The 21,540-nt window shown below is 41.3% G+C and carries 20 protein-coding genes; 14 read left to right on the forward strand and 6 right to left on the reverse strand.

Features of this window, described 5'->3' with window-relative positions:
- The first annotated feature begins 166 nt into the window (after positions 1–166).
- The 3 genes from fadI (at position 167) to CWC17_RS00490 (ending at position 4,479) form a co-directional block, all read left to right on the forward strand.
- On the forward strand, positions 167–1,477 hold the full coding sequence (gene fadI / locus CWC17_RS00480; protein ID WP_055014021.1) for an acetyl-CoA C-acyltransferase FadI: 1,311 nt from the start codon (positions 167–169) through the stop codon (positions 1,475–1,477).
- Positions 1,477–3,699 (forward strand): fatty acid oxidation complex subunit alpha FadJ, encoded by a 2,223-nt coding sequence (fadJ, locus tag CWC17_RS00485; protein WP_138611803.1) that lies wholly within the window; start codon positions 1,477–1,479, stop codon positions 3,697–3,699. Before fadI ends, fadJ begins: the two co-directional genes overlap by 1 nt.
- Before the next feature lie 270 nt (positions 3,700–3,969).
- The gene (locus CWC17_RS00490; RefSeq protein ID WP_138611804.1) at positions 3,970–4,479 is read left to right on the forward strand and encodes a GNAT family N-acetyltransferase; all 510 of its coding nucleotides are present in this window, start codon (positions 3,970–3,972) and stop codon (positions 4,477–4,479) included.
- A gap of 37 nt (positions 4,480–4,516) precedes the next feature.
- Here the strand turns inward: CWC17_RS00490 and CWC17_RS00495 are convergent, their stop codons facing one another.
- On the reverse strand, positions 4,517–4,903 hold the full coding sequence (locus tag CWC17_RS00495; protein ID WP_004587303.1) for an MmcQ/YjbR family DNA-binding protein: 387 nt from the start codon (positions 4,901–4,903) through the stop codon (positions 4,517–4,519).
- Between the two features lie 194 nt (positions 4,904–5,097).
- Here CWC17_RS00495 and efpL point away from each other — a divergent pair, with 194 nt between their 5' ends.
- Entirely contained in the window at positions 5,098–5,670 is a 573-nt protein-coding gene (gene efpL / locus CWC17_RS00500) for an elongation factor P-like protein EfpL (RefSeq protein ID WP_055014018.1), read from the forward strand.
- 262 nt (positions 5,671–5,932) lie between these two features.
- Here the strand turns inward: efpL and CWC17_RS00505 are convergent, their stop codons facing one another.
- Complete coding sequence (locus tag CWC17_RS00505) at positions 5,933–8,191, reverse strand: sensor domain-containing protein (protein WP_138541725.1); 2,259 nt, start codon at positions 8,189–8,191, stop codon at positions 5,933–5,935.
- Between the two features lie 55 nt (positions 8,192–8,246).
- On the reverse strand, positions 8,247–10,970 hold the full coding sequence (locus CWC17_RS00510) for an insulinase family protein (protein WP_138611805.1): 2,724 nt from the start codon (positions 10,968–10,970) through the stop codon (positions 8,247–8,249).
- A gap of 182 nt (positions 10,971–11,152) precedes the next feature.
- On the opposite strand from CWC17_RS00510, the gene sixA reads away from it, so the two are divergent.
- Both sixA and CWC17_RS00520 read left to right on the forward strand, forming a co-directional pair.
- Positions 11,153–11,623, forward strand: a complete 471-nt coding sequence (gene sixA / locus CWC17_RS00515; RefSeq protein ID WP_055014015.1) for a phosphohistidine phosphatase SixA — start codon at positions 11,153–11,155, stop codon at positions 11,621–11,623.
- Positions 11,624–11,638: 15 nt separating this feature from the next.
- Positions 11,639–11,989: a RidA family protein gene (locus tag CWC17_RS00520; RefSeq protein WP_138541723.1), complete on the forward strand. Its 351-nt coding sequence runs from the start codon at positions 11,639–11,641 to the stop codon at positions 11,987–11,989.
- 6 nt (positions 11,990–11,995) lie between these two features.
- Here CWC17_RS00520 and CWC17_RS00525 read toward each other — a convergent pair whose 3' ends face one another.
- Both CWC17_RS00525 and smrB read right to left on the reverse strand, forming a co-directional pair.
- Positions 11,996–12,928: an AEC family transporter gene (locus CWC17_RS00525; protein WP_138541722.1), complete on the reverse strand. Its 933-nt coding sequence runs from the start codon at positions 12,926–12,928 to the stop codon at positions 11,996–11,998.
- Between the two features lie 15 nt (positions 12,929–12,943).
- Complete coding sequence (gene smrB / locus CWC17_RS00530) at positions 12,944–13,501, reverse strand: endonuclease SmrB (RefSeq protein ID WP_138541721.1); 558 nt, start codon at positions 13,499–13,501, stop codon at positions 12,944–12,946.
- Between the two features lie 151 nt (positions 13,502–13,652).
- Here smrB and prmB point away from each other — a divergent pair, with 151 nt between their 5' ends.
- From prmB to CWC17_RS00570, 8 genes are all read left to right on the forward strand, one after another.
- Complete coding sequence (gene prmB / locus CWC17_RS00535) at positions 13,653–14,588, forward strand: 50S ribosomal protein L3 N(5)-glutamine methyltransferase (RefSeq protein WP_138611806.1); 936 nt, start codon at positions 13,653–13,655, stop codon at positions 14,586–14,588.
- A 58-nt stretch (positions 14,589–14,646) separates the two neighbouring features.
- Positions 14,647–15,744 carry a chorismate synthase gene (gene aroC, locus CWC17_RS00540; RefSeq protein ID WP_064386798.1) on the forward strand — a complete coding sequence of 366 codons (1,098 nt, stop codon included), beginning with the start codon at positions 14,647–14,649 and terminating at the stop codon, positions 15,742–15,744.
- 119 nt (positions 15,745–15,863) lie between these two features.
- On the forward strand, positions 15,864–16,241 hold the full coding sequence (locus CWC17_RS00545) for a DUF4112 domain-containing protein (protein WP_138611807.1): 378 nt from the start codon (positions 15,864–15,866) through the stop codon (positions 16,239–16,241).
- A gap of 117 nt (positions 16,242–16,358) precedes the next feature.
- Positions 16,359–17,006 (forward strand): glutathione S-transferase family protein, encoded by a 648-nt coding sequence (locus CWC17_RS00550; protein ID WP_138611808.1) that lies wholly within the window; start codon positions 16,359–16,361, stop codon positions 17,004–17,006.
- 101 nt (positions 17,007–17,107) lie between these two features.
- A complete protein-coding gene (locus CWC17_RS00555; RefSeq protein ID WP_138611809.1) occupies positions 17,108–17,662 on the forward strand; it encodes an elongation factor P hydroxylase in 555 nt (184 codons plus the stop codon).
- Positions 17,652–18,782, forward strand: coding sequence for an ATP-NAD kinase family protein (locus CWC17_RS00560; RefSeq protein ID WP_055017195.1), 1,131 nt, complete (start codon positions 17,652–17,654; stop codon positions 18,780–18,782). Before CWC17_RS00555 ends, CWC17_RS00560 begins: the two co-directional genes overlap by 11 nt.
- Before the next feature lie 4 nt (positions 18,783–18,786).
- Positions 18,787–19,062: a YfcL family protein gene (locus CWC17_RS00565; RefSeq protein WP_055014003.1), complete on the forward strand. Its 276-nt coding sequence runs from the start codon at positions 18,787–18,789 to the stop codon at positions 19,060–19,062.
- Between the two features lie 151 nt (positions 19,063–19,213).
- Positions 19,214–20,770, forward strand: coding sequence for an AbgT family transporter (locus CWC17_RS00570; RefSeq protein ID WP_138541715.1), 1,557 nt, complete (start codon positions 19,214–19,216; stop codon positions 20,768–20,770).
- Between the two features lie 79 nt (positions 20,771–20,849).
- Here CWC17_RS00570 and CWC17_RS00575 read toward each other — a convergent pair whose 3' ends face one another.
- Complete coding sequence (locus tag CWC17_RS00575) at positions 20,850–21,440, reverse strand: hypothetical protein (RefSeq protein WP_138611810.1); 591 nt, start codon at positions 21,438–21,440, stop codon at positions 20,850–20,852.
- Between the last annotated feature and the right edge of the window lie 100 nt (positions 21,441–21,540).

Raw genomic sequence — 21,540 nt, forward strand, 5'->3', positions numbered from 1 at the left:
TCGCGCCGCGATTAAATAGCCCCTAGTTTGAACAAATTTTAATCCGTAAAGTTCAACAGACCCTGGTGCTTTTGTATAAATTTGTGTTTATCTATTGGCTTTAGCACACGGGTTGTTTAGAATCGAGGAAAACAAACAGGTCAGACCTGTCAGCGGGAGAGCATAAATGTCTGAGCAAAATATACTAAAAACACCAAAAGGCGACCGTATTGCCATCGTTAGCGGCTTACGTACTCCTTTTGCAAAACAAGCAACAGCGTTTCACCATGTACCGGCCCTTGATATGGGTAAGTTGGTGGTTAACGAAATGCTTGAACGATTAAATTTCGACAAGTCAGAAATCGATCAACTTGTATTTGGTCAAGTAGTGCAAATGCCAGAAGCACCAAACATTGCGCGTGAAATAGTATTAGGTACGGGTATGCCTGTAGGTGTAGATGCGTATTCTGTATCGCGTGCGTGTGCTACCAGCTTTCAGGCTATTGCCAATGTAGCTGAGTCTATTATGGCAGGCTCTGTAAATGTAGGTATTGCTGGTGGTGCTGACTCATCTTCAGTGCTGCCTATTGGCGTAAGTAAAAAATTGGCAGGTAGCTTAGTTGATTTAAACAAAGCGCGTACCTTAGGCCAGCGCTTGAAAATATTCTCAAAACTGCGTTTAAAAGATTTATTACCAGTACCGCCAGCGGTTGCTGAGTACTCGACAGGCCTTTCTATGGGGCAAACAGCTGAGCAAATGGCTAAAACACACAACATTAGCCGTGAAGATCAAGATGCACTCGCGCATCGCTCGCATTCGCTTGCAACCCAAGCATGGGCAGATGGCAAGTTAAAAGATGAAGTTATGACGGCGCACTTGCCGCCATATAAAAGCTTTATTGAAGAAGATAATAACATCCGTAAAAATTCTACCGTTGAAGGCTACGCTAAGCTTAAACCAGTATTTGACCGCCAACATGGCTCGGTTACCGCAGCAAACGCAACACCATTAACCGATGGTGCAGCTGCCGTACTGATGATGAGCGAAAGCAAAGCAAAAGCACTAGGCTACGAAATTTTAGGTTATGTGCGCAGTTTTGCGTTCTCGGCAATTGGTGTAGAGCAAGATATGCTAATGGGCCCAGCGCATTCAACGCCTATCGCACTTGATAGGGCAGGTATTACGCTTGCTGATTTAGATTTAATTGAAATGCATGAAGCATTTGCAGCACAAGCGCTGGCTAACATGAAAATGTTTGCATCAGATAAGTTTGCGCAAGAAAAACTTGGTCGTAGCAAAGCAATTGGCGAAATTAACATGGATAAGTTTAACGTTAACGGCGGCTCACTGGCATATGGTCACCCATTTGCAGCAACCGGTGCTCGCTTAATTACGCAAAGCTTACACGAGCTTAAACGTCGTGGTGGCGGTTTAGCATTAACAACAGCGTGTGCTGCTGGTGGTTTAGGTGCAGCCTTTGTATTGGAGAGCGCGTAATGACAGATTCAGTATTTAATTTAACGGTAGATGAAAACAAAATTGCCGTAGTAACCATTGATGTGCCGGGTGAAAAAATGAACACTCTGCGCGACTCATTCGCTGATGACTTAAAAGCTTTACTTGAAGAAGCCAAGCAAGAGTCAGTAAAGGGTATGGTATTTATTAGTGGTAAAAGCGATAACTTTATCGCGGGCGCTGATGTAAAAATGCTTGATAGCGTGCAAAAACGTGAAGATGCTTTAGCAATCAGTGAGCTGTGTCATCAAGCCTTTTTTGATATGACAAAGCTACCTTACACAACGGTTAGCGCAATTCATGGTGCGGCGCTTGGTGGTGGTTTAGAGTTTGCTTTAGCGTGTGATTACCGCGTAGGCACGGATAGCGATATTACTAAAGTAGGCCTGCCAGAAGTACAACTTGGTTTATTACCAGGTGGTGGCGGTACGCAGCGTTTAACTAAAATTGTAGGCATTCAAAAAGCGCTAGAGTGGATGCTAACAGGTAAGCAGATTCGCCCTAAGCAAGCTAAAAAAGCGGGTGTATTAGATGATGTAGTACCACAAAGTGTATTGTTAAAAGTTGCTAAAGAATTTTCAGCTAAGAAAAAGCCAGCAGATAAAGAGCCTAAGCTTGATAAAGTAAGCAAATTGCTAGAGTCAAACCCGTTTGGTCGTAACTTTATCTTTAAAAAAGCCAAAGAAAACGTCCTTAAAAAAACTGGCGGACATTATCCTGCACCGCTTGCAATTATTAAGGCTGTGCGTGCAAGTGTAGAGCTTGATAAATTAAAAGCATACAAAACAGAAGCTGAAAGCTTTGCAACACTTGTAATGAGTGACGAATCTAAAGCGCTGCGTAGTATTTTCTTTGCAACCACTGAAATGAAAAAAGAGTGGCGCAACGATGATGCGCCGGCTATTAGTAAAACAGCTGTTTTAGGTGGTGGCTTAATGGGTGCTGGTATTGCGCATGTAAGCGCAGTAAAAGCCAAAGTACCTGTGCGTATTAAAGATGTAGCAGAGCAGGGCATTAGTAATGCCATGAACTACACCTACAAAATTTTAGATAAGCGCCTTAAGCGCCGTATTATGTCTAAAGCTGATATGCAGTTAACCATGAACCGTATTACCGGTACTACTGACTACAGCGGCTTTAAACACATTGATTTAGTAGTGGAAGCTGTATTTGAAGACCTAGCCTTAAAGCAAGGTATGGTTGCTGATATAGAGCAGCAATGTCAAAGCAATACTATTTTTGCTAGTAACACGTCATCACTGCCTATCTCACAAATTGCAGCGCAGGCGCAGCGTCCAGAAAACGTGATTGGTCTGCATTACTTCTCGCCAGTTGAAAAAATGCCACTAGTGGAAATTATTCCACATGAAGGCACGTCACAAGAGACCATAGCACGTGTAGTTAACTTTGCTCGTAAGCAAGGTAAAACGCCCATTGTGGTAAAAGACATGGCTGGTTTTTACGTAAACCGTATTTTAGCGCCTTATGTAAATGAAGCGGCTAATTTAATGCTTGCCGGTGAGCCAATTGAAAAAATAGATGCAGCACTTGTAGAGTTTGGCTTCCCAGTGGGGCCGCTTGCTTTACTTGACGAAGTAGGGATCGATATAGGCTCTAAAATTGCCCCAATTCTTGAAAAAGAATTAGGCGAGCGATTTAAAGCGCCAGATGCATTTTCTCGTATGATTGATTCAAAACGCCTAGGCCGTAAAACGGGTCGTGGTTTTTATGAGTACGATAAAAAGAGCAAAAAAGTTGACGAGTCAGTGTATGAGCTATTAGGTGTGACACCTGCTCCGCGTTTAAATAAAAGCGAGATTGCTAAGCGTTGTGTATCACAAATGCTTAACGAAGCAGTACGTTGTTTAGACGATGGCATTATTGCCAGCCCACGTGATGGCGATATTGGCGCTATATTTGGCATTGGCTTCCCACCGTTTTTAGGTGGACCGTTTAGCTACATGGATAAATTGGGCGCAAGTAAGGTTAGCTCTGAAATGTCTACTTTGGCTAATAGCAATGCGAACTTTGCTCCGTGCGATACGTTAGTAAGTATGGCTGAATCAGACGCTAAGTTTTATCAAACGCAGCCTGTTACAACTGAGCTAAGCCCAGCACCTGTTGCTGAACAAGCAATAGAAGCAGAGCCTGCTGATGAGCAACCTCAAGAAGAGAGCGTTGACTCTCCAAAGCAAGACTCGTAAAACAGCTTGATTAAAAAAACCGCATTATATGCGGTTTTTTTATACCTGCTATTTGTAAATATAGAATACTAGGGCGCAATGATAAGCAATTGTTCTTTAGGGCTAACCTCAGTGCATACTGTGTTAAAAACGTGCATTTATAAACTTAGATTGCCAGTCTTTATTTAGTTATCGACAGGTTTTTACCCTCAAATAAGGCTTATAATTAAGTGGCTTGCTATAAAGTGTGTTAGCTTAATTTGCAGCTAAGCAGATAAGAGGTAAACCATTATGCAGTTGTTTACAGCGCGACTAGCAATGCGCCCACTTCAAAGCAGTGATTGGCCATTATTTTTGCAGTTACATCAAAATTCAACCGTGATCCGTTATTGCTACGATATGCCCAGTGAAGCGTTTGTACGCAGTCGATTTGAACAACGTTTAAAAAGCTGGGATAGCACTTCTACTCATCCGCTTTGCCTTGTCGTATTTGATAAGCGTTCAAATGAGCCCATGGGTGTTACGGGGTTTACGTACGAGCTTGAGCAAGCTGAGCTAGGCTATTTGTTTTTACCCGCGTATTTTAATCAAGGCTTTGCCAGTGAGTCACTGCGTGCCGTGATTGAGTGGGCATGGCAACAATGGGGTGTTACACAGTTTAAAGCCGTGGTTACAAAGGGGAATATAGGCTCTGAAAAAGTATTACAAAAGTGTGGATTAACGTTAACGGGCATTAATACGCAAGCGCATACTATTAATAATACACGTTATGATGATTTGATATACACATTAAAGTTGTAGCAAATAGGGCTAGCAAGCTAGCCCGTGATGGTGGTTTCTATAGATGTGCTTCAATTGCTTTACGGTCTTTTTCTGGCATATTCTCAACAACTAATTTGAACGAATTATCGATCATTCTTTCAATTTCGCCTTGTGGAATAGAGCCATCTAATATCACCGTATTCCAAAGCCGCTTGTTCATATGATAACCAGGGATCACCGCAGGAAAAATATCACGCAATTTAAGTGCTTCATCGGGATCGCACTTTAAATTAAGCCACCAAATAGGATCTCCATCATCATTAACGTCTCCATCATTACCTAAGGCAAGGGTGGCAAACATTTTATGATTTACTTTATAAACATCAACCTCTTGAGCAAATGGTTTTGTCACTTGCACCAAGGGCTTCTTTACTAAATACTCATGTACTGTGTTTTGGTCCATGATCCAATCCTTGAAGTCATACTCGGTAGAGATACCATAGCAGTTTTTTTTGCTTTTGATTATAGGTATTTAGTTTTAAATTAAAATTTTGCAAGTCTACATCAAATGAAGCCCCAAATTAACGTATTTTTAATTGAACAATACCCAGTTCGTGGTATGTTTCTGGCAATCAAAAAAATAATAGGAAAACCCCCATGCCAAAGGCGAGTGACGTTAAAAAAGGAACCGCGATTGAGTTTAATAATCGTGTGTTGGTAGTTAAAGATATTGTACGTTCAGTACCACAAGGTCGTGCAGGCGGTAGTTTGTACCGTATGCGTTTATACGATGTAGTAACAGGTGCAAAAGTAGACGAAACCTTCAAAGACAGCGACATGCTAACCCTAGCAGATTTAACTCGCCGCGAAGCAATGCTTTCATACATTGATGGCGATGAATACGTGTTTATGGATAATGAAGACTACACGCCATATAACTTAAATAAAGAGGCAATAGCAGAAGAAATTCAATTCGTTAACGAAGAAACGCAAGGCGTACATGTTATTGTGATTGATGGCTCGCCTGTAGGTTTAGATTTGCCATCGAGCGTAGAGTTGGTTGTTGAAGAGACTGACCCTTCAATCAAAGGTGCTTCTGCGAGTGCGCGCTCTAAGCCTGCACGTCTGAGCACGGGTTTAACCATTTCGGTGCCTGAGCATATCTCTACGGGCGACCGTATCCGTATTAATACGGCTGAGCACAAATTTATGGGCCGCGCTGAAAAGTAGCCCAAGCTATATGATAAAGCTGGCGTTATGCCGGCTTTTTTATGCCAAAATTTTATAAACTAAGTAATCACAATCTATATCAATACTTAATTTATATAAGCTGATAGCCAGACCCGCTACTAATTCGTCTGATTAAACGGGCCTATTTGCCCTAAAATACGTAGCTTTGCTTTTTAGTTTAATGGAGAAGATGTTTGCTTTTCCGTACACAGGTGCTTGCATACACAATGTAGAAGCCAATTTGTGTATTTGCCCCATGGCATTATCTTATTTGCGCTAAGTGTTTATTAGCACTAATAAGGCTTGGCGTAGAGTTACTTTGTTGCTGTTTCAAAAACGCGGTAAATTCATCTTTTGAAAGCGGTTTAGAATAGAAATAGCCTTGCACCGTTTCACAATTTAGCGTTTTAAGTATGTCAATTTGGCTTGCTTGCTCCACACCTTCAGCAACCACATGTAAATCGAGGTTTTGTGCAATCGTCACAATAGAGTCAACCATATTACGGCCTCGTTCGGTGGTCATGTCATCAATAAATGCTTTGTCTACTTTTAAGGTATTGAGCGGAAATTGTTTTAAGTACGCTAAAGATGAATAACCTGTGCCAAAATCGTCCATGGCTAAATGAATACCACGGGCACTTAGCGAGCGCATAATTGCAATGGCTTCTTGTGGGTCGTCCATTACGGTGCCTTCGGTAATTTCCAGCTCTAAAAAGTAAGAGGGAAGTTCGTTTTTTTGTAAGATCACGTCAATACGGGTTGTTAAATCTGGCAAGCTAAACTGCTTAGCCGACAAGTTAACTGCAACGCGGCCGCTAAATAGCCCATCGTCTAGCCACTGCTTTACATCGCGACACGCTTTGTTTAAAACCACCTCACCAATTTCTATAATTTGCCCGGTTTCCTCTGCAATAGGAATAAAAACGCCGGGGCTAATAACGCCTTTTTTGGGCGTTATAAAGCGCACTAATGCTTCCATTCCGGTCAGTTTACCTGTGCGAATATTCATTTTTGGTTGGTAATACACTTCAAAATGGTTTTCTTTTAGACCAAAGCGCATTAGGTTTTCTATTTGTAAGCGTTTAACCGCTTGGCGGTTCATGGTGTCGTTAAAAAACAGATAACTATTACCCTTCTTTTTAGCGTGATACATAGCGGTATCAGCGTTTTTTAACAGTAGTTCTGGCGTACTGCCATCTTCAGGGAATAACACTATGCCTACGCTTGAGGTAATCGCAAGCTCATGGCCTGCCATTTTAAATGGGGTCGCAATTGCAGCTAAAAATTGCTTTGCCATGCGAGTAATAACATGAATATCATTAGTATCAGCCATAACTAAGGCAAATTCATCCCCCCCTAGGCGGTAAAAAACATCATTCTCGCGGGTTAATTTATTTAATCGCATAGCCAGTTTTGCTAATAGGCTGTCGCCTAGCTGGTGGCCTAATGAATCATTTATCTTTTTAAAGTTATCTAAATCAAATACCAAAAGGGCGTGATGGGTGTTTTGTTTTACTAGCTTTTGTAGGTCGGTAAAAAATAAATTTCTGTTAGGCAAACTGGTCGTGCGGTCTCTATTTGATAAATTATGCAGTTGCGATTGTGCATTTTTACGTTCGGTTAAATCTGAATAAACCACGACATAGTTTGTTATTTGGTGTTGAGCGTTTTTTATCTCATCAATAGAAATTTCTATAGGTAGTAAAACTCGCTCACTATTGCGCAGTTTTACCTCTTGTTGAATTCGTTCACGCTCTCGTACTATATTTTTAATGTTTTCTACATAGCTTTTATCGTAACCAGGTAAGTTAAAAGGCTTTTTAAGGTACTGCTCTCTAACGCCACCAAACAGGGTTAAAAAGCTGGGGTTTATATCAACTAAGTTAAAGTTTTTATCATAGATAGCGAGTGCATCAGTAAGGGATTCAACACACTTAGCAAATAAATTGAGACGCTCTTGTGTTGATTTTAACACTGAAATATCGCGCACTGTGCCAGTCATCCTCAGTGGGGCTAAGTTAGCATCTTTTTCTATTATTTTTCCGCGGTCTAATACCCAGTGCCAGTGGCCAAAGGTGTCTTTAATGCGGTAAGTGGCTTCAAAAAAAGCAGACTTTTGAGCAAAGTGTTTTTTTAGTAAATGCTCTACTGAAGCAATGTCGTGTGGGTGAATTAAGCTTTTGTTTGGCGGAAAGCCCATTAACGTTGTTGAGTCCATCATGTATTTGTCGTTAATGCGAATAACTTCGCCTGTTTTTATATTCCAATCCCAAAGTGTATCACCACTGCCTTCAACGGTGCTTTTTAAGCGTTTTTCCGAGAGGCTATGCTGCAGTCGAGAGCGCTTTAATTTATAAATTACCAATAATAGATACGGCAAAGCCAGCGCGAGGAGGGCGCTGGAAACAGTTAAAACAGTGTGGGTATCTATATTAAAGGCATGTTCAAAGGCAACCGCTGCGGGTGATAGGCTTAGCAGCAACCAGCAAAAACTACATTTTATTATTGTTATTTTTATCATTTGTTTTATTACTACTAATTAACAAACAATAATTTAAATCATGCCTCCTTTAGAGTCAAAGAGATTGCGAGCAAAGCGGCATTTTTTGCGATTTATTTACTTTTGCGCTACTTAATAACTCATACCTTGGTCTATCGTCTGCAAAAGTAGCCATTGTATAGGCCTTTATTTGCTCAAGGGTAAGCGTATGGAGAGCCTCTAGCAGGCGTTTTTGCATATGAAAGTTATGATCTTTATTACCTATTGCAAGCCAAAAGCGCTGTGAACGTAACCGTAGGTTTTTATCCTTTTCAGCTATGTGAGTTGCTAACCCTTGTTTATGCTGCTGCCATGCTGTTTCATCTAGGGCGTCTAGGTTGGCAATAAATTGGCTTACAAAATGATTATGTCTGTGCAGCAGGGTTTGAGCTTCAAATTTTGGTGATTGTATATAAAAAGCGATACCGGCTCGGGTGTTAAAAGGGGCGTAACCTGTGCCAACTAAGTATCCTAGTTGCTGGGTTGTTCGCAGTTCATTAAAGTAATCTTGGTTTATTAGATGATTAAGCGCCATTAATTTTACTTTTTCATTTACATCAGAGGTTTGCGCCTGATAATAAATAACCATAGCGTGGTCGCTACAAGGCAGTTCAAGCTGACAGCGGGTTACTTGATCTATTTCATGCAGCGGGCGTGTTAAATCTTCAATAGCAGCGGCACTTTTTAGATGTTCAGCCACTTTTTTATGGAACACTTTTGCATCTGTATGCTGCCAATTACCATGTAAAAAGGACTCAACATGTAAAGCTTTAAAAAAGTCGACTCGAAATTCGTTAAATTGCTGAAAACACGTATTTTTAAGTGCTGTAGCTAATTCGTTAGGCTGCGGATTCCATGGCATTATTTTAGCCCCTAACACGCTAAATAGCTCACTTACGGGCTTATTTTGGTTACTGTTTCGCCAGTGTCTTACCAGTTGCTTTTTGTATTCAGCAAAGCGACGGGCGCAAATATCAACATTAAACAGTGCATCAAGTAATTGCTCCACTAACTCTAACTGACTCGTGGATAGCCCCGCGGTGTGAAGCGTAAGCCCGCCTTGATGTGAGGTTAAATGATAACTAAGCCCAGCTAGTTCTGCAGGGTAAAATTGCTCACCGACACTGTCCATAAATAAGTCGCTAAAAAGGCGAGTTAAGGCCATGTGTTTTACATCTTTTACTGCAAAGTGCGAGTCCATTGCTAAATAAAAATGACCTTTGGCTACTCTAAAGGTGTTGTCTTGTTTAAACCAAAAATCAAAACCAGGCTCTTTAACTAACAATACAGGCTTTGTTTGTGGTTTTTCGACTTCATATAACACCACTTCTTTTGTTAAATAAGGATTTGCTGTAGGCAGCAGCATGGTGTTTAAGGGTTTATTTATATGTGAAAGCGACTCCAGCCAATGCGGCGAAATTGCCTCAACTTTGTAAGGGGTGTTGTACCACGCGGTTGTGTGCTCTGCCTCAACGCCTGGGTGAATAAGTACCAAGCGCATATTCTGTGGGGTAAGCCATTGCATAGCCATTTCGTGAGCGGCTTTATTAAAACCCTCCATTAAGTAATCGCCTTGCACATAGTTAGCTTCGTCGTAGTGCTGCATATTAATACTCAGGTTACTTACCCAATCAATTAAGCGCGATTTTTCTTGGTTATCAAACGCAATTTGTAACAGGTTTTTTTTATCTTGATACAGGCGCGGTAGTTTGTCGGTGTTGTCGTTGATTAGGCAAATATACTCAAACACAATTTCTATTATGTCTTCAAAGTATTCAATGCCTTCATCGGTAAGGGCCATGCTAATGTTAAAATCTTTAAAGTTACTGCCATTTATACCGCCACCGGCAGAAAGGGCGTTAATCCACCCTTGTTCTTTTAAAATAGAGTACAGCGAGCCTGCGCCTTCGTAGCCTAGTAGGTGGGCTATAAAACTTACCGTTTTGTGTCGGTAAAAGTCATCAATATTTGGCATAGCAAAACTAACTATAAGCTTTTGCATGTGCTTATGTGGTTCTATATGCAGTATTTTGCCTATGTCTTGTGCGCGGTACAAAGGTTCATTGATAGCGGGCTTTACTTGGTCTTTATCCCCTTTGATAGGGCTAAAGTAATGTTGTACCCACTGTGCTAGTGTATCGAGCGGTTCATTCGCGCATATCACTAGTGTCATCCACTGTGCTTGATAGTGGTTAGTAAAAAAGTCTCTGAGCTCGTCACTTATACAGCGTTCTCTATCTGCAAGTGTTTGTAAATTGCCAACAGAAAACTTTGCAAAAGGGTGGGCTGGGTTTACGGTTTCTTTATGAGCCTGATAAATGCGCCGACCGTCGTCTTTTATTTTTAATTTAAACTCAGCGTCGATGGCATTACGCTCTTTTTCGGTTTCTGCTGGGTTTAATAATGGGGCTATAAAAAAACGGCTAAACTGTGCAAGTGCACCTTCAAGTGCTTGATTATTAATATCAAAGAAATAACAAGTGTGCTCAGTGCCGGTCCATGCGTTAGTATTGCCGCCAGCTTGTGAAACAAAATTATTAAAGCTTCCAGAATCAGGGTATTGGTCGGTACCTAAAAAAAGCATATGTTCTAAAAAGTGTGCTAGGCCTTGTCTATCAAGGGGATCATCAAAATGGCCAGCGTTTATGGCCATAGAAGCAGCGGCTTTAGTTGAATCTTTATCTTGCACTAATAATACTTTTAGCCCATTGTCGAGTGTAATGGCGCGGTATGCTCTGTTATCATTGCGGCTGATATTCAAATGATGCTCCTGAAACTAAACGTTTACTTGTTAACAACAGATGATAGCTTCAGGACAGCGAAAAATAGCGAAAAGATTTACCTGAATATCATGAGAGAATTATTCTTTGGAATAATAGTTAATATAGCGGACAAATGGGCAAACTGGCTACTGTTTTATATTCATTAATCGGTTGATTATTTATGAAAACAATCTTAATTATGCGCCACGGCGAAGCAACACCGATGCAAGCTAACGACGCAGCAAGAAATCTAACACCGAAAGGCCATGCAGAGGCAGAAAAAATGGGCTTATGGTTACACCAACATTTTTCTGTTGACGCTTTGTTGGTAAGTCCTTACTCGCGGGCGCAGCAAACAGCTAAAGAAGTCGAGAAAAACAATGTATTCAAATTTAGTGAAACGTGTAGCGATATTATTCCTGAGGGAAAGCCACAAATAGCAGCTGACTATTTAGAAACACTTATTGCTATGCACCCCCAGTGCAATACCTGGTTGGTGGTCGCCCATATGCCTATTGTCAGCTATATAGTTGATCAACTCACCCCGGGTAATATGCCTATTTTTAACACCGCGGCGGTTGCTGTAATTCAGTACGATGAAACCTCACAGCGCAGTGAATATATTAATATCAACGCGCCTGCCAATATATAGAAAAAAGAGATAACTATGAGTATAGAACGCCTTGAAACAGGTGCGCGCATGAGCCGTATAGTTAAGCATAATGGAACCGTTTATTTGTGCGGACAAGTATGCAGCAACGCAGAGCAAAACATAACAGAGCAAACGCAAACAATGCTCGATAAAGTAGAGGCCTTACTTGAGCAGGCGGGGAGTTCTAAAAAGCATATGCTCAGCGCAACTATTTACGTTAAAAGCATGGAATATTTTGCCGATATGAATGCGGTTTGGGATGCATGGGTACCAGAAGGTTATGCACCAGCACGTGCCTGTGTTGAAGCTAAAATGGCGCGCGATGCACTATTAGTAGAAATTTCGGTAGTGGCCGCACTTAAATAAGTGTTGTTATAAAAGCACAGCAAGCCAAAACGAAAAGCTTACTACACTAAGCACCGTTGAAAGCACCACTGCACCGGCGAGTGTAACTTGATGCGTATTTAATTGGCTTGCAATTAAATACGCATTAACGCCAACAGGCGAGGCACTTAGCAATACCAGTACGTTACGAATTTGCGTATCTAATGCAAACACCCACGTAGCTGCTACACACACAGCAGCAGGCAAAATCAGTATTTTTAATAGTGATGAAATAAGGGCCGGCTGCCAATTTGCTGCCACCTTATAAAACACCAAATTAGCGCCTAACACAAATAAAGCACATGCAATCGCAGGGCTTGCAAGTAGCTCTAAGGCATTGGCTAAATTAGCAAATAATGTAATTCCCGACACATTTAAAAGTAATCCACAGCCAATACTTAACACAATAGGGTTAAGGACCATGTTTTTAGCAAATTTTGCCCACGAGAAGTCAGCTGTGTTTCCTTTCGCGCCTATTAAATAAGTTAACGCAAAAAGCAGCGTGCTATGAAATGTGATGATCATAAAGGCGATAGCAATCATGTCTTTGCCAAGTGAAGCAATAACAATGGGTATACCCACTAACACCATATTTGAATAACTTCCAGCAAGACCAAACACACTATGCTGTTGATAATTTCCAGCATTGGCTTGTTTAGTTAAATAGTGCCTATCAATAAGTATGCCCAAAGCAAATACCGCTAATACAGGAATATAAAAGCTTAAAAATGCTTCGAGGCTAATACTTTGATGCAAATTTATTTGCGACATATTGAGCATTAAAAAGGCGGGTAAGCTCACATAAAAAGTAAATTTACTTAAGCCGGCAATATGCTGCTGATTAAAAAACTTAAAATAACAACAGGTGTAGCCTAGTGCGACAATAAAAATTAAGGGAAAAATAATCGAAAAAATTTGCACGTATTCTTCCTTTAATTAGCGTCTAAACTCATCACTTTGTGGTAAATCAATTAAAATCAGCACGGCACCGCGCCCGCCATATTCTAGCGGTGCTTGATGCATGGCAATTACATCAGGGTGCTGTACCAAATACTGCGGTACTTTGTGTTTTAAAACACGCTCACCAATGCCATGCACTATGCACGCGCAGTAATAATGCTGTTTTTTGCACTCGTGAATAAGCCCTGCGAGTTCATCTTTTGCACGTTCTTTATTAAGCCCATGCAGGTCGAGTGTTAAATCGGGCGCAAAGTCGCCGCGTCGCAACTGTTTTGCTAAAAAAGAGTCGTGGCCATTTTGCACGTAATTAATGGTGCTATTTGTGTCTATATCGGGGATATATTCGTCAGAGAAGAAAAATTCAGACTCAACCTGCTTTTTTTGCTGGGCAAATTGCTTCGCTTGTGACACTTTAGGTTTTGTATCAAACCTATGGGTATCTTGTTTAAGCACCTTAGCGCCTGTAATTGTTTGGCGAAAAAGGTCAATGTCGTCATTGCTTAGGGACGATTGTGATGAGATGTCTTTTTTCATAAATTTTACCTAAACAAAAAAACGTAAAAACGCAGCGCAAAAGGCGGTACAATATAAAGGTGAGGGGCAATTGTAATTTGCTCAGCACAGTTAGGCAATGCAATCGTTGCAAAGACTCAAAACAGTCAGTTAGCTAAAACAGGTAAAAAATATGAGTGATTTACAAATAGAAGAAGCAACACTTGATGAAGCTGTTGCAGAACTGTCAACGTTACATGACTGGTTACGCTGGACTACAAGCCAATTTGCAAGTAGTGGAATATTTTTTGGACATGGCACAGATAACGCGTGGGATGAAGCAGTTAGCTTATTACTTCCTGCATTAAGTTTACCTATTGATGCCCCCAAAGAGTTAATGCATGCGCGGTTAACAAGTACAGAAAAAAATCGCCTAGCAGGGTTAATCGCAGAGCGTATAAACGACTGCACGCCGGTGCCATATTTAACAAACACTGCTTGGTTTGCGGGCATGCCATTTTATGTCGATGAGCGTGTGCTTATTCCGCGCTCGCCGTTTGCAGAACTTATTGCTAATAAGTTTTCACCGTGGCTTGAGCAGCCGCAAAGCGTTAACCGTATTTTAGATTTATGCACAGGCTCTGCTTGTATTGCCATTGCGCTTGCTCAGGCGTTTGAAACGGCGCAAGTAGATGCGGTTGATATATCGTATGAAGCGCTTGAAGTAGCAGATATAAATATAAACGACTATGTGCTAAGCGACCGCGTACTGCCTATTCAGTCAGATGTATTTAGTGGTGTGCCAGGGCAAAAGTATGACCTAATAGTAGCCAACCCACCGTATGTTGATGCTGAAGACATGGCTGATCTACCACGTGAGTTTCATCATGAGCCTGAGCTTGGTTTAGCATCTGGCCATGATGGCTTAGACGTTACACGTACTATTTTAGAGCATGCAAGCAATCATCTAACTGATAACGGTTTGTTATTTGTAGAAGTTGGTAACTCTATGGTACATATGGATGCCTTGTATCCGGGCGCACCCTTTGAGTGGGTTGAGTTTGAGCAAGGTGGCTTAGGTGTATTTGTAATAAGCAAAGCGCAGCTTGATACGTATTTTGCTAAATAAATTTTAAGCCGAGCACATGCTCGGCAACTTTTGTAGTCATTAGGAATGAGGAAAGTTAATGGCAGGTAATAGCATAGGGCAGTTGTTTAAAGTGTCCACCTTTGGTGAGAGCCACGGCGTTGCTCTAGGCGGTGTTGTAGATGGTGCTCCCGCGGGCCTTGAGATCACAGAGGCCGACTTACAAATTGATTTAGACCGTCGTAAACCTGGGCAAAGCCGTTATACAACGCAGCGCCGAGAAGACGATCAAATAAAAATTCTTTCAGGCGTTTTTGAAGGCAAAACCACAGGCACCAGCATTGGTTTACTTATCGAAAATACCGATCAGCGCTCAAAAGACTACGGTAAAATTAAAGATGTGTTTCGCCCAGGTCATGGCGATTACACTTACTGGCACAAATACGGCCTGCGCGATTATCGCGGCGGTGGCCGCTCTTCTGCGCGTGAAACCGCAATTCGTGTAGCGGCAGGCGCCATTGCTAAAAAATACTTAAAGCAGTTTCATGGTATTGAAGTAAAAGCATGCCTAAGCCAACTAGGGCCAATAAAAGCCGAAAGCTACGACTGGGATGAAGTTGAAAACAACTTATTCTTTTTCCCTGATGCAAGTAAGCTAGAAGCGCTTGATGAGTACATGCGAGACCTTAAAAAGCAAGGTGACTCAGTGGGCGCTAAAGTAAAAGTTGTGGCTAGCAATGTACCAGTAGGATTAGGCGAGCCTGTATTTGATAGGCTAGATGCTGAGATTGCGCATTCACTTATGAGCATTAACGCCGTTAAGGGTGTAGAAATTGGTGATGGCTTTGATGTAGTTGAGCAAAAAGGCTCAGAGCATCGTGATGAGTTAACCCCAGAAGGCTTTACCTCAAACCACGCAGGTGGCGTACTTGCTGGTATTTCTACAGGGCAAGATATTATTGCCTCAATTGCGCTTAAGCCTACATCAAGTATCACTATTCCAGGTAAAAGCATTAATACTGAAAACGAAGCAGTAGAGATGATCACCAAAGGGCGTCACGATCCGTGTGTTGGTATTCGTGCAATTCCTATTGCTGAGGCAATGATGGCCATTACACTAATGGACCATTTGCTGCGCCAGCGCGGGCAAAACCCACATGTTAACCACGAACATGGACCAATTAACGGCTCTGTATAACCGTTAATACTTTAAATAAGCGCGGAGAACCGCGCTTTTTTGTGCCTGTAATTTGCTTTTAAGCCTTTCAGGGGTTGTTCAAGTTTACGCTATATACTGTTTTAAGGAGGACAGTAATCATGAACGATAACAAGCACGATAACACACACCTTGAAACCCAAGCTGCTATAGCAAGGCTAGAGCGTTTTAGTAAGCTAACAGACAGCAGCATTGGTATTCCTTTTACTAAATTTAATATTGGCTTAGAGGCTGTGATTGGCTTAATACCCGTTGTAGGGGATGCCGCAGGGCTTATTTTATCAAGCTATGTATTAGTAGAGGCGCAGCGTTTAGGTGTAAGTAAACGCATAAAAACAAAGATGATCATTAACATGCTGATTGATTTTGTAGGCGGTTTAGTTCCATTTTTTGGCGATATATTTGATGCTTTTTTCAAAGCCAACACCCGCAATACCCGTTTATTAAAAAAATATTTAAATGCGCAGCTAGCTAATTGATACTAATAGTCTTTTTACAGGCTTTTAATTTTTTTATTCAGAATAAAAAACAAAGTGTTGTTGGTTGTTTAATCACCTAGTAAGGTAGAGAAGCCTATTCACTTTGGTATATACAAAATGCAATTATTTATCGGTAATAAAAACTATTCTAGCTGGTCATTACGCGCATGGTTTTTAATGAGTAAATTTGATGTCCCGTTTGACGAAACCCAGCTTGTGCTCGACACCAGTGATTTTTACGACGAACTAAAACAACACTTTCACGTTCAAAAAGTGCCGGCGTTAATTGATGGTGATCTGCAGGTGTGGGACTCGCTCGCAATCTGTGAATATATTAACGATGCTTATTTATCTGGTGCCGCATGGCCAAAATATATTACCCAAAGAGCTAAAGCACGCGCGTTAAGCGCTGAAATGCATTCAGGCTTTATGGCACTTAGAAACGAAATGCCAATGAACATACGAGCAACCCGTAAAGTAGAGCTATCAAACGAAGCACTAAAAGACATCGCTCGCATAGATGAGATCTTTGCACTGCAACAAGATGTGTTTCCCAATGCATGGTTTTTTGGTGACTTTAGTATTGCCGATGCGATGTACGCGCCCATTGTATTGCGCTTAAAAACCTATCAAATTACGCTATCAGAACAGGCGCAGCAATATTGTGATTTTGTGATGCGTTGCCCTGTTTTGCAAAAGTGGATAACCCAAGCACTTAACGAAACCGATATAGTGCAGTGCGATGAAGCGGGAGTAGAGGTATAACTCGCCCATCACTTTTACTTTAAAGGTAAAAGCCCGTACAATTCGTCTCGTTTTTAGTGCGCTAATTTTGCGCTGTAACCGAGATGAATTAATCAGTTTTTATGCATCAAATTGCCGATCTTATATCTATTTTCGATAGTGTTTTTTTTCAAAGTCACAATACTCGCCTAGTAAAAGGCGATGATGAGCCTGTTTATCTACCTGCCAATAAAACCCATGGGTTTAATCAAATTGTATTTGCACACGGCTTTTACGCCAGCGCTCTGCATGAAATAGCACATTGGTTAGTGGCTGGGAATAAACGCAGAGAGCTTGAAGATTATGGGTATTGGTATTGTCCAGATGGGCGAGATAAACACCAGCAAGCTGAATTCGAAAATGTAGAAATAAAGCCACAAGCAATAGAGTGGCTACTTAGCACCGCTGCGGGCTTTGATTTTAATGTGTCGGTAGATAATTTGAACGGCGAGCAAACTTGTCGGTTTGACTTTCAGGCGCGAGTACACCAGCAAGTATTAATATTATTAGAGCAGGGAGTTAACGCACGCACCCATGCATTATTAAAAGCGTTAAGTGATTTTTATAAAACACCGTGGCCGTTAACCGCTCAGCAATTTAATTGGCATCACCCTCAGGAGTTACAAAATGCAGTTTAAGTTAGGCTTAATTATTAACCCTGTTGCAGGACTTGGTGGCAGCGTTGCTTTAAAAGGGAGCGATGGCGAAAACACGGCTGCAAAGGCAATTGAGCTGGGTGCGCAAGCCAAAGCTAACAGCCGCACACAGGCAGCCCTAGAAGTGCTTGTACCCTATCAAGAGCAGTTAACAATATATACTGTAAATGGCGATATGGGCGAAAAAACAGCACGCGCATTAGGCTTTAATGTTGAAGTAATTTATACCGCTAATACCGTAACAAGCGCCGACGATACAGAGGCCAGCGCTAAATTACTTAAAAATTTAGGTGTTGATTTAGTCCTGTTTGCTGGTGGCGATGGTACTGCGCGTAATATTTGTCATGCCATAGAAGATACTATACCAGTGCTGGGTATACCTGCTGGCTGTAAAATTCACTCTGGCGTCTATGCCATTACCCCTAAAGCAGCTGGACGAGTAGTAGAAATGCTAGTAAAAGGCGAGCTGGTTACACTTGCAGATGCCGATGTAATGGATATTGACGAAGAGGCGTTTAGGCAAGGCACCGTAAAAGCTAAGCGCTACGGTGAAATGCAAATACCAAGCGAAGTACGTTATGTACAAGCGGTTAAAAATGGCGGTAAAGAAACAGACGAGCTCGTGCTTGCCGATATTGCAGCGCATGTGGTGAGTGAAATGGATGAAGACACTTATTACATCATGGGAAGTGGCTCAACCGTTGAAGCCATAATGCAAGAAATGGGGCTTGAGAACACATTGTTAGGTGTTGATTTAATTAAAAATCAAACCCTCGTTGCGCAAGATTTAACGGCTAAGCAATTACTTGAGTACACGCAAGGGCATGCGACTCAATTGGTTATTACATTAATCGGCGGGCAAGGCCATATTTTTGGTCGCGGTAACCAGCAGCTAAGCCCTGAGCTTATCCGTGCCATCGGCAAAGACAATATCATAGTGGTGGCAACTAAAACCAAATTACACGCGTTGAACGGGCGTCCACTTATTTGTGACACCGGCGATAGCGCTTTAGATGATGAATTAACAGGTTACATTAAAGTAACCACCGGCTATAACGACCATATTATGTATGCTGTCGGTTATGAAAACCAGGAGAAGTAACACAATGAGTTTAGTGAATTATATTGATGCTGCGCAGCAATACTTTGATGATTTAGTAATTAAAGCAACAGATGATGAGCTGTTCGCTGGTGGTTACTTGCGCGGACATTACGACCTTGCAGTAGGCTATGCCCAAGTAGAAGAGCTGACAATTTCTATTGATGAGCTCAACGAAACTGTGGAGCAAAGCTTAGTAAAAGCATACCGCAATGGCGAGCTAAACGAAGAAGATAAAACCTTGGTTGTTAGGCTTTGGGAAGAAGTGAAAGCCCTCGCTTAACGGATGTTTAGTTCACAATTATAAAAACGCGGCAACGATAATGAAGCCGCGTTTTTTTATGCTCTATTTGTGCCCATAATAGATTTATTAGTTAATTTACTGTTACACATTAATAGTATATTGTTACTTAAACCTATTTTGGGAGCTTTAAATGAACAATAATAATCAAGCTGCGGTACCTACAGGGTTAATCGCACGTTTTTTAAATTTTGTGGAGCGGGTGGGTAACAAACTTCCCGATCCGGCGATTATTTTCTTATTCGCTATGTTACTTATTTGGTTGTGCTCGTGGTTACTGTCGGGGGTGAGCTTTGACGCGCTAGACCCACGGACAGGTCAAGCCATTGTTGTAAATAACCTATTAGAGGGTGACTCGCTCGCCTCGTTTTTATCTTCTATGGTAAAAACCTTTACGGGCTTTGCACCGCTAGGGGTGGTGCTGGTTGCCATGTTAGGTGTGGGAGTGGCTGAACACTCGGGCTATATCAATACGGGCCTTAAGCTAATGCTTAAAGTTACCCCAAGACAACTGTTAACCCCTTCAGTCATTTTGGTGGCTATTGTAAGCCATACAGCTACCGATGCTGGCTACGTATTGGTGATCCCATTAGCGGGTGTTATTTTCTTTGCCGCAGGGCGACACCCGTTAGCGGGTATTGCAGCGGCATTTGCCGGGGTGAGCGGCGGTTTTGGCGCTAACTTTATTCCATCAGGAATAGACCCATTACTGCAAAGCTTTACGCAAAGTGCGGCGCAAATTATTAACCCCGATATGTCGATAAACCCCCTTAATAATTGGGCGTTCACTTCTGCTTCGAGCTTATTTATTGTGTTATTAGGCTGGTATATCACTGACAAAATAATAGAGCCTCGGTTAAAAAACACACCACTTAATGAAGATACCCAAAACTTACCCGCGTTTGATGAAGCTAAAAGTGATGAAAAACGCGCTTTTTTTATAGCTAGTAGCGTAATGATTGCAGGGCTGGCTTTACTTGCATTTGTATCCGCTCCTGCCGATTCGGCAATGCGCAGTGCCGATGGCTCACTAACTAATTTTAGATCGCCCCTTATGCAATCTATCGTGCCGCTAATCTTTTTATTATTTTGGATACCTGGTGCCGTGTATGGTTTTACCGTTGGCACCTTTAAAACCTCAAAAGATATGATAGATGCGATGAGTACAGCAATGAGTGGTATGGCTTACTACATTGTTATGGCGTTCTTTTGTGCGTTGTTTATTGCTGCGTTTTCTAAGTCTAACTTAGGGGCGTTGATGGCCATTGAAGGGGCTCAGCTTTTAAAAGCAATGGAGTTGCCCAGCGCTGTAACTGTTGTGGGTATTATATTTTTAACCGGTTTTGTAAATTTGTTCGTTGGCTCCAGCTCAGCAAAGTGGGCGTTACTTGGGCCTATTTTTGTGCCAATGTTAATGCAACTAGGTATATCACCTGATTTAACCCAAGCGGCTTACAGAATCGGAGACTCTAGCTCAAACATTATTACCCCACTTATGCCGTACTTCCCATTGGTTGTGGTGTACTGCCAAAAGTACGTAAAAGATACGGGTATAGGTACGCTCATCGCACTTATGATCCCCTACTCAATCGCCTTTATGATTGGCTGGAGTATTTTCTTGCTAGGGTATTGGGCGCTCGGTATTCCGTTAGGGTTAGATGCGAGCTACGTTTACCCAACGTTACCATAATTAAACCTTGGTTTATTAACCTCACTCATTTGAGTGAGGTTTTTTATATAAAAATGCTGTAATGCATAAAAAGTTTTTATTACCTTTCTAATTCTCTCACTATATAGCCAAATAAACTCGCCTCACCAACAATATACACATAATCGTTTTTGCTGTTCATTATTGTAGACCTATCGTCGTACCATCTAAAATCATGAATTTCACTCGTTTTAGGGTCCTTAAAGTACAAACGAGTACAGCTATCTTCATAATCCGATCCACATTCTTGCACATCAGTGAGGATATATTCCTTATACCAATAATCGCCCTGCGTGTAGTAAGCCCATAACTTAATAGGAGCAGAGAATGCAAAATAAAGAGTTGCGTAGATTAAGATAGGAAATAATGGGTATGTAAGGATTATTGATAACTTCGTTTTTGTATCTGAAAAGCTATCTTTAAGATGCTCTCTGTATGTACTGCAGCGTCTATATTTTTTGATTACAAGTATATGGAGATAGATAAATAATGCCCCGCAAAAAATAGGAAGCGCTATATAAAAAATAGCCTCATAAATTTTATTTTCAATAAATGTTGGATCGGTAAAATCCATTAGTATAAGCGTGGCAATACTCAGAATTGGGAAGCCAATTATTGCTGCAAAGAGCAAGTTGTCATAATATTTTTTCAATTTTAATTCATCCGTGAATTATAGTTTTTTCTTAGTTTATATAATTTTGATTTTTTACTAAAGCAGTAGCTTTAAAACAAAAAAACCTTGGCACTTTCGT

The organism is Pseudoalteromonas sp. S3785, assembly GCF_005887365.1.
Lineage (GTDB): Bacteria > Pseudomonadota > Gammaproteobacteria > Enterobacterales > Alteromonadaceae > Pseudoalteromonas.